Source organism: Ferroplasma sp. Type II (assembly GCF_000496155.1).
On the sequence record NZ_KI542699.1, the window covers coordinates 131,538 to 138,038 of the forward strand.

The 6,501-nt window shown below is 37.4% G+C and carries 6 protein-coding genes; 1 reads left to right on the forward strand and 5 read right to left on the reverse strand.

Translation table 11 applies throughout. From position 1 onward, the window contains the following. Nucleotides 1-30: 30 nt before the first annotated feature. Nucleotides 31-225: a hypothetical protein gene (locus AMDU4_RS04275; protein WP_290704161.1), complete on the reverse strand. Its 195-nt coding sequence runs from the start codon at nt 223-225 to the stop codon at nt 31-33. A gap of 128 nt (nt 226-353) precedes the next feature. Here AMDU4_RS04275 and AMDU4_RS04280 point away from each other — a divergent pair, with 128 nt between their 5' ends. Continuing rightward, nucleotides 354-1,508: an alanine--glyoxylate aminotransferase family protein gene (locus tag AMDU4_RS04280; protein ID WP_021786754.1), complete on the forward strand. Its 1,155-nt coding sequence runs from the start codon at nt 354-356 to the stop codon at nt 1,506-1,508. 317 nt (nt 1,509-1,825) lie between these two features. Here the strand turns inward: AMDU4_RS04280 and AMDU4_RS04285 are convergent, their stop codons facing one another. From AMDU4_RS04285 to AMDU4_RS04300, 4 genes are read right to left on the reverse strand one after another with little or no spacing between them, the layout of a single operon-like run. Then, nucleotides 1,826-3,571, reverse strand: coding sequence for a proton-conducting transporter membrane subunit (locus AMDU4_RS04285; protein WP_021786755.1), 1,746 nt, complete (start codon nt 3,569-3,571; stop codon nt 1,826-1,828). Continuing rightward, nucleotides 3,568-4,167 (reverse strand): NADH-quinone oxidoreductase subunit B family protein, encoded by a 600-nt coding sequence (locus AMDU4_RS04290; RefSeq protein WP_021786756.1) that lies wholly within the window; start codon nt 4,165-4,167, stop codon nt 3,568-3,570. The genes AMDU4_RS04285 and AMDU4_RS04290 overlap by 4 nt, the downstream gene beginning before the upstream one ends. Beyond that, nucleotides 4,164-5,318, reverse strand: coding sequence for a hypothetical protein (locus AMDU4_RS04295; protein ID WP_021786757.1), 1,155 nt, complete (start codon nt 5,316-5,318; stop codon nt 4,164-4,166). The genes AMDU4_RS04290 and AMDU4_RS04295 overlap by 4 nt, the downstream gene beginning before the upstream one ends. Next, a complete protein-coding gene (locus AMDU4_RS04300; protein WP_021786758.1) occupies nt 5,305-6,480 on the reverse strand; it encodes a proton-conducting transporter membrane subunit in 1,176 nt (391 codons plus the stop codon). Before AMDU4_RS04300 ends, AMDU4_RS04295 begins: the two co-directional genes overlap by 14 nt. Between the last annotated feature and the right edge of the window lie 21 nt (nt 6,481-6,501).

Below are 6,501 nucleotides of genomic sequence, written 5' to 3' on the forward strand. Positions count from 1 at the left end.
AAAATTTTCTCCTGCCAATAGAGTTGTTTATCAGATGACAATAGGAGTCGCCATGTTATCATCTGCCTGATGCCTAAACTTTGGGGGTATAGCCCTACCCCCTATCCTGTTCGCAAATGCTTCGGGGATTGCTTTTTTTATGATGTTATAAGCCGCATTGAGATCTGCATGTATCATGGTGTTGAAAGGTATCTGGACAAAGTTCTGGTTATTTCTCTTTCCCATGTTCACTTCCTATTTCCAGGCACTGATGTGACCTATGATAATGGTATCAATGTTCTTCGATTTGGCATAATACACCATTGCCATGTTCATTTGAAATATATTTATATAATATTTTACATTATAATTATATGGACAGAAAGTTATTGATGCATGTGGGTCCAACAATGATAGATCTGGACGTTCTTCTTTCCGGGGTTAGGAATAATACGGGTTTTGCATCGCCCGAATTTATTTCTGCCATGAGAAATTCCCTAAATGGATTGAAATATGTCATGAAAGCTCCTGATTATACACCTTTTATTCTTCCAGGAAGCGGAACAATAGGAATGGAAAGTATAACTTCACTATTGAAAAAGGGGGATGATGTTTTAATAACAAGTTCCGGTGTTTTTGGGGATAGATGGAAATCAATATTTGAACGATATCCTGTTAATTATAAGTTATTACGCTCCGCACCAGGAGAAATAGTAGACGAATATGCAATTATGGAAGAACTTGAAAAAAAGCATTATAAAATGGTAACAATGACCCATGTAGAAACCAGTACAGGGGCAAGATTTCCAGTAAAAAAAATAGCTGAGAAGATTAGAAATAAGACCGATATAATTGTTGTTGATGCCGTTGCCAGTGCTGCTGCAGAAGAATTAAAGGTACAAGATTGGGGTATTGATGTTTGCCTGACAGGCAGCCAGAAAGCCCTTGCCTCACCCCCGGGAGCAGCTTTACTAGTTTTATCTCCCAATGCAATCTCTCATTTATCAGACAATTCAGTATCTGGATTTTATACAAATCTTAATTCATGGTTAAAGGTTATGGATAATTTTGAAAATAACAAATCGGGTTATTTCACTACGTTACCGGTGCATTTAATATTCTCCCTTGAGAAATCCTTTGAATTGATCAAAAAAGAAACAATTGAAAAAAGAGTTGAAAGACATGAAATGGTTGCCAGTTCAATAAGAGAAGGCATTTCCAAGATTGGAATGGAAATCATGGCTAAGGAAAATTGTAGAAGTAATACTGTTACTGCAATGATGCTTGCTGGTATCAATATGAATGATTTTTTAAACTATTGTATAGAAAATGGTATTGAAATGGCAACTGGGATAATACCGGAATTTGCTGGTAAATATGTGAGGATAGGACATATGGGATGGATTAATGAAAATGATGCAATATCAACAATTGCAGTAATTGAAAGGGCTTTAATAAAATTCGGTAAACCAATAGATTTAGGTTCCGGTTTAAACGCAACACAAAAATATCTTGTAAAGTTTAAATAATCATGTCCTTCTTAATTTCATAGTCAACAGCAGTGACATCCTCTCCAAGCTAACGCATGGGGCTTCCCGCTTATATGTTAAATTTTTTTAATGATATTTCAATAAATTTCTTTTTAATTTCACTAAAAGTGTATCTGACTCCAGTTATATTTTCCATGGAAGTCATTATCTCAGTGGATAAATTGCAAGAACTTATTACTAAGTCTTAAGGTCGTTACCGGTTACAGCGTGGCCTCTTTAGGGGGATCAGTGCTCCATTTGGACGCATTCCATGTCTACGTGCAACTTGGATACGCCTTTACCTGTTTACAAACATTTTATGTTATAGAAACGATTATAATCACAAGAATAAATGCAGTAATCATATAGATAATGTAATATGATATGGAACTGTTCATAATTTTGTAAGCTACGTATCTTGAAAATTTTCTATATTCCTTTGCTATGTCTATCATTACAAGCCAGAAAATATCTACTGTTTCTAACTGGTTTTGGTTACTATATGATGTTCTCAGTATCCTTTTAAGCATCAACCTTATATTGTTTGAATAGTTAAATGAATTATAATATTCTTGATGCTCAATCCCCCCATTCCATCTTCTTGCAACTCTTACATTGGGTTTTCCGAATACAAAGTATACAAGCAGGCTGAACAGTATTAGAAAAGCAAAGATATAAAGCGGTGTTATAAGCCCGAAATCTGCAGGACCGAGCCGTGATTCTATCATTAATCCATTGAACACTAGTATAGAGGGTATTCCGGATATGTATTCTTTACCTATAATAAGGGATGATATGGCAAAAAGAATGATTAAAATCAAACCTGTAGCCAGAATAGTATAATTTTCCAGATTCTTTCCCGTGGATTTGTGGTGATTATCGGTAAAGTAAAATACTTTCAGCATAGCAGCGGTTGCAAAGCCTTCACCCATAGCTATAAGTGATCCGGCTATGATAGATGTTATTCCCAGTGGTCCGTATAAATATGCACCCATAAAAAAGGATTCAAGTACCATCCAGGTTCCAAGGCCCCCAAGAGAAGGAAATAAGCCAGACAGGGAGGAAAGTGCAAAAAATTTCCCTATTTGATTTATTGTGCTCTTTCCACCATTAACTGCACTGAAATATTCCACACCTGTATGCCCAACCGTGATAAACAAGCCAGTTTTAGCTATTGAATGGGCCATGGCAAATATTGCTATTGATATAAGAATAAACTCCCTGAAAACACTGTTATCTACGGCTACAAATAGCCCTATTGTAGCCATTATGGCACCATTGTTCTCTATGGTGCTGAAACCTCCAAGTGATTTCATATTCTCAGATATGTAAGCATATAAAGCCCCAAATAAAACCGATACTACCCCTATTATTATGAATATAATACCTATATCTATTGAAACAACTGAAAGCAATGCAATTTTGATAATCCCATATACGCCCATCAATGTCATGGTTGCGCTGAATATAGCCGAAGAGTTTGCCGGTGCACTGCCATGTGCTATTGGGAGCCATTCGCTTATCATGAAGGGCGTTAAACCCATTTTTGACATGGCACCTATTGCAAATATGAGTAGCACTGTATCGTTTGTAAGCCTTGAAAAATTGAAAGTTCCGGTATAAAAATAGGAAATGACTGCAGCAGTGATTATCAGTATGGTACTTATTTCAGAGAAAAACATGAAAACATACGCTTCAATATCATTTTTCCGGTTTACCGCCACTGTTACATATGCAGGTATGGACATTATTTCCCAGCCTGTGATAAACAGGAGAAAATTTGTAGAATAAAGTATAAGCATCATTCCTGCTATAGTAAGAATAAATAAAGGCGCCAGCCATTTGCCGTATTTCCTGGAATACGATATTGAATATATGGAAGTAATTATCCATACTATTGCGGCAATGAGATAGAAATACGTTATATAATCATATATCCTGAATGTGAAAAGGAAGAATATTGCAGAGGCTATTGCAGTGAGTATATACCCTACTGTTCTGTACTTAATGGAAATCAAAGTTGACAGGAACACCAGAATCAATGGAAGGTAGTAAAGTATCATTTTACACCTCTTGCTTTTATTATTGCCTTTATTATTGAAGCGGGAGTTGGAGGACATCCTGCAACCTCTATATCATACTTTTCCATAGCACTGGTTCCTATTATTCCACCAGAGAGTGCACATGCGCCTATACCTATGACAACTTTTGGTGCCGGCATCGCTTCATATGCTTCTTTAAGAACCTTTTCCATTCCCTTTGTGTATACACCCATTACAACAAGGGCATCTGCGTGCCTGGGTGTGTTGGACATGAAAATTTTGAACCTGTTTGTATCATATTGTGGAGAAAACAGTGTTGTAAATTCCACATTGCAGGCACCACATGTGCCAGAATCTATGGGATACAGATACAGGGACTTTTTAAACATGTTCGGAAGTTCAGTGTTAACCGTGAATATGTTCTGTTTTCCGGTTGCAGTGAGGTCACACTCTCTGCAAAAAATGCATTTGTTCATAATCCATTTGCCATTTTCCAGTGCATTTGTGGGGCATTCATAATTACTTGTGCCCTGGAGAAATGATGGCTGTTCTACTGTATAATCCTCAAGCCCCTGGGTTTTTATTCTGTTTTTAACACCATTGATGAACCAGTTCATATAAAATTCACCTCCAGTTCAGAAATCCATATTCCAAAACTTTCCCATACAAAGAAGAAATCAGTGAATATATTATTGTTTTTTAGTGCCTGCCTGAATAGCCTTAAATTCAGATATGTTGGCGACACAGTCTGTATATCCCTTAATTTTCCATTTTCTATATTTACATAATAAAAAATATCACCTGCAGGGGATTCTATGCGGGCCGTTCCCTCCCCAGAACCTGACACTTCCTTTTTCTTTCCAGTTTCTGCATTTTTTATATTATATGAATCTATTATATTTATTGATTCAAATATTTCCTCTGCCCTCACAACAAATCTTGAAAATGAGTCCCCTCCAGTTTCGGTTATGGGTATGAAGTGCCCGTAATCCAGTGATTTAGAATCCTTTCTCGCATCAAATTTGAATCCTGCTGCCCTTGCCGCAGGGCCTGTTGACTGTTCATTTTTAACGATTCCATTTTCCTGAATCCTGTCAAGGAATATCTTTGAGGAAAGTAACCCATCGTAGATATTCCTGAATTTCTTTTCAATGCCATTCAATTTAATGGTGGAAAAATCTCCCTTTATTGATCCTATCCCATTGGCTGAGAAATAATATCTGTGGCTGAATGCCCTGGATATTATCCGCGCCACTTCCTCCCTTAGATAAAGAAGCTGTTTTTCTGGAACTGCAAAGCCGGCAGATTCACATAGTCCCTTTATTACATCTATATTTGACCTTATCCTTTCCAGTTCTAACTCCACTATCCTCATTTTGTTCAATTCTGAATTTTCTATGTTTAGGGCATCTTCAACCGCCAGAATATATGCTATGCTATTAGATGCCCCGTGGAATCCATTTATTCTTTCCACCTTTAACAATGCCCTGGCAACATCATCACCGAGAATCTTAATATCACGTTGTTTATATTCCGGATTTATCACCACATCTCTTATGCTTTCTCCAGGTGTAAGTAATTTAAAGTTCACCGATTCCCTGAGCCCACCTGCCGAGGGTCCATAATTGAAATATATTTCCCCTGAATTCTTTATCTCAAATTCATCTGGGATTTCCGTTATTTTAGTTATTGAGGAAGCATATATGTCGTATTTTTGGCTTCTGCCAATATAGCGTCCTGACCTTTCTCCGAAATTATAATATTGCATGATACATCACCAGAAATACCACTCCTATGAATATGGATAATATCGCGGCTATGAGTGGCAAGGCCGTATTGATTCCTGACTGGCTATACTCGGATTTTCCCCTGAAAATCATTTTCGAGACATTGAAATTAATAGAGACAAATGCAAGGAATAGCGACAGTACTATGATTATAAACTGGGCATAGAAATGAATTGAAAGTACTGAATATAGTATAAGAAATTCACCGAAGAATGTTCCAAATGGAGGTGTTCCAGTGACCGCGAAGGAGGAAAGAAGCATGGAGGCAGCACTTGCCCTGTTTCTAATAAGCCCTGAAACCCCGTCTATGGATTTTGTGCCAGACATCTCATAAATGTTTCCGGAGGAATAAAATGCACCGGCTTTTCCAAAGCTGTGGGCAAGCAAGAGCAGGAGAGCTCCTATAATCCCTGTTACTGTGAAAGTGCTCAATCCTATCAATGCTATATTCATATTCTCCATTGTGGAATAGGCAAACATTCTCTTGTAATTTTTTTGATACCCAAGGAATATGGCGGCAAAAAGTACTGATATGGTGCCTGCCCAGACAAAGAGTTCTCTCATGGGAAATATCTCATAAATCCGGTATAAAACATAAAGTGCAACAGGAAGAAGGACACCAGAAAACATTGCACTTACTGGTGCTGGAGCCTCACTATGTGCATCAGGAAGCCATGTGTGTACAGGAAATACTCCGACCTTAGTTCCAAATCCCACAAGGGCTATGCCCACAGCAAGCCTTACTGCTATTGTATCTCTTGCTCCATATGAAATTATTGTGGTAACAGTAAGTGTACCGAATGAATAATAGATTAATATCACTGAGATAAAAGCGAACGTAACCCCTGCCGAAACAATTATAATATATCTCCATGTAGCTTCCAGTGAAATATCAGATTTTTCTGTGATAAGCAACAGTGCAGAAGATATGGTTGTGGTTTCTATTCCAACCCACATGAAGCCGTAATTATTTACCATAAGAGCAAACTCCATCGCAACGTAAAAGAAAGCCATGAGCATATAATACACATTTTCTGAAATTCCCTTGTTTTTTATGTTGTGAATATATTTAATGGAATATATAAGAGACATGAGATACACAGAGCTTACCATTAATATGAAAACGTATGTTACATGGTCCACGAAGAAGGGGATCCTCTAGAT

Coding starts and splice junctions, on each gene's coding strand:
- AMDU4_RS04275 (WP_290704161.1), bottom strand. CDS start 225: ATGGGAAAGAGAAATAACCAGAACTTTGTCCAGATACCTTTCAACACC.
- AMDU4_RS04280 (WP_021786754.1), top strand. CDS start 354: ATGGACAGAAAGTTATTGATGCATGTGGGTCCAACAATGATAGATCTG.
- AMDU4_RS04285 (WP_021786755.1), bottom strand. CDS start 3,571: ATGATACTTTACTACCTTCCATTGATTCTGGTGTTCCTGTCAACTTTG.
- AMDU4_RS04290 (WP_021786756.1), bottom strand. CDS start 4,167: ATGAACTGGTTCATCAATGGTGTTAAAAACAGAATAAAAACCCAGGGG.
- AMDU4_RS04295 (WP_021786757.1), bottom strand. CDS start 5,318: ATGCAATATTATAATTTCGGAGAAAGGTCAGGACGCTATATTGGCAGA.